The sequence below is a fragment of the Thiocapsa roseopersicina genome (assembly GCF_900106925.1).
Taxonomy (GTDB): domain Bacteria; phylum Pseudomonadota; class Gammaproteobacteria; order Chromatiales; family Chromatiaceae; genus Thiocapsa; species Thiocapsa roseopersicina.
The window spans coordinates 1-1,936 of the sequence record NZ_FNNZ01000074.1 but is presented as its reverse complement, the minus strand read 5'-3'; the positions used below and the strand labels follow the sequence as shown (position 1 = coordinate 1,936).

At 70.7% G+C, this 1,936-nt stretch carries 2 protein-coding genes and 1 pseudogene; 1 reads left to right on the top strand and 2 read right to left on the bottom strand.

What is annotated here, in order from left to right; all coding sequences use genetic code 11:
• Positions 1-1,010 (bottom strand): AAA family ATPase (locus tag BLV04_RS24170; RefSeq protein ID WP_139192048.1); only part of this gene is annotated, 1,010 nt, incomplete at its 3' end.
• Position 1,011: 1 nt separating this feature from the next.
• On the bottom strand, positions 1,012-1,437 hold the full coding sequence (locus tag BLV04_RS24165) for a hypothetical protein (protein WP_093038691.1): 426 nt from the start codon (positions 1,435-1,437) through the stop codon (positions 1,012-1,014).
• Between the two features lie 50 nt (positions 1,438-1,487).
• Between BLV04_RS24165 and BLV04_RS24160 the strand changes: the two are divergent.
• Positions 1,488-1,936 (top strand): annotated as a pseudogene (locus BLV04_RS24160) (helix-turn-helix transcriptional regulator); the annotation flags it as partial.

The window sequence follows — 1,936 nt, the reverse complement described above, 5'->3', positions numbered from 1 at the left end:
AGGGCATCGCGACGCCGTTCGAGCAGGCGTTGGGCGAGCAGATAGGCCGAGAGCCGGCCCTTGCGCGAGAGTCCGTCGCCGTCCTCGTCGGCGCTGCGCACCTGGAAGGCGCGCAGCTCGCAGGCGTCGGCCAGGGTGCGGGCGAGCTCGGTCTTGCCGGTGCCGGGCGCGCCGTGCAGCAGGGCGTTGACGCCGACGGCGCCGCTCGTCGCCGCGCGTCCGAGGACCGCTTGGAGGTGCGCCACCGCGTCGGCGAGATGGGGAAAGGCGCTCGGCGGCCAGGCGGCGGCGGGCGCCGGCTCGATCAGGATGGCGAGGAGTGCGTCGGCGTCCGCCGGCTCGGCATCGATCAGCTCGCGCAGCAGGCTGGTCGGGCGGACGAAATCCTCCAGATCGCAGGGGTCGCCGGTGTAGTCGAGCAGACCGAGTCGACGCAGCGGGGCTTGGCGGGTCAGGGCCTCGCGCAGGGTGCGCTCGGGGATCGCGAGGGCCGCGCTCAGGCGCGGCCGATTGATGCGCGCGGTGGCCTGCTCGTAGCGACGCAGGACGAACCGCAGCGGCTCGTGGGCGTCGCACTCGACGAGATAGGCGAGGATCTGCAGATCGGTCGGATCCAGTCCGAGACTCTCGCCGAGGATCGCGAGCACGGGCGGCGTCGGCTCCGCCGTGTCGGCTGCCGCCAGACGGGTCAGGACGGAGCGCGGCGTGCGTTGGAGCAGCCGACGCAGACGCCCGCGCAGGACGGCATCGTCCGCCGGTTGCAGGGCGGCTTCATCGTCCGCGTCCGCCCAGGCGTCGTCCGGATCGCGACCGACGGCGTTGGACAGGAATGCCGCCACCTGCTCGGGCTCGAACAGCGGTAGACAGAGGGTCCAGAGCGCGCCGAGCGTGGATCGGTCCTCGAGTTTGGGATACGCGCGAGCCAGTCGCAGGGCATAGCACGCCGCCCGCCGCGCCGAGGCCGGCACGGCGGCGAAGTCCTTGCGCCAGAGTGTGCGGGGTCGGGGCATGTCAGACCTCCCGTGTCCAGGGTTGCAGACGGCGGCCGTCGAAGTGCCAGGTCAGCAGCTCGCCGCGCGCCGGACCGCTGTCGATGAAGAGGCCGAGGACCAGGTCGAGCGGCTCGTTGAAATAGGTGCTCCCGGACTCGCGCTCGCCGTCGACGACGGGCGGATCCAGCACCTCCATGACCACGGCGGGCTGACCGTAGCGCGGGATGCGGCGGTTCTTCAGGCCCGGCTTCCAGGTCACCAGATCGCCGACCGCGAAGGTGTGACGCTCCTGGAAGGCGCGGCAGCGGGCGGTGAGTGCCGCGCCGATGTCGCCGCTCAGATCGTCGAGCGGCTCGTTGTCGAGCAGATCCTGCGGATGCTCCTCGCTCAGACCGATGCGGGCAAGCAGCTCGCGCGAGGAGAGTGAACGGTCGTGTCGGGACATGCTGGAGACCTCGTCGGTGGGGCGGATTCGGCGACGGGATCCATTTCACCATGGGCATGCGTCACATCCTGTCGTACACTCGCGGAATGAGCGCCATCCACACTACCCGTATCGAACGTCTCAAGCGCTTGGAGCGCCTGCTGCCGCGGGGCGCGGCGTCCGCGCCGTCCTGTCCGGACGGTGCGCGTCTGCTCGGGATCCTGGGCGATGCGTACGGCGCGCAGAACGACAAGGCGCGCCGTCGCGCACTGCAGCGCGATCTGGACGAGTTGGTGAAGGACGGGCGGATCGAGGCGGTCAATCCCGGCGGCAAGCCTCTGCGGTATCGGCGCCTTGCGGATGACTTGGACGACGACCCGCTGGTCTGGCAATACACGCTGCAGCAGATCCGCGACCTGATCGCCGAGTATGTGCCCCTACGCCAGCTCGATCGGTTCTGGCAGCGCGTGCTGACCGAGGTCGAGGGTCCGGTGCTGGATCGCACCCGGCTGCGGATCGT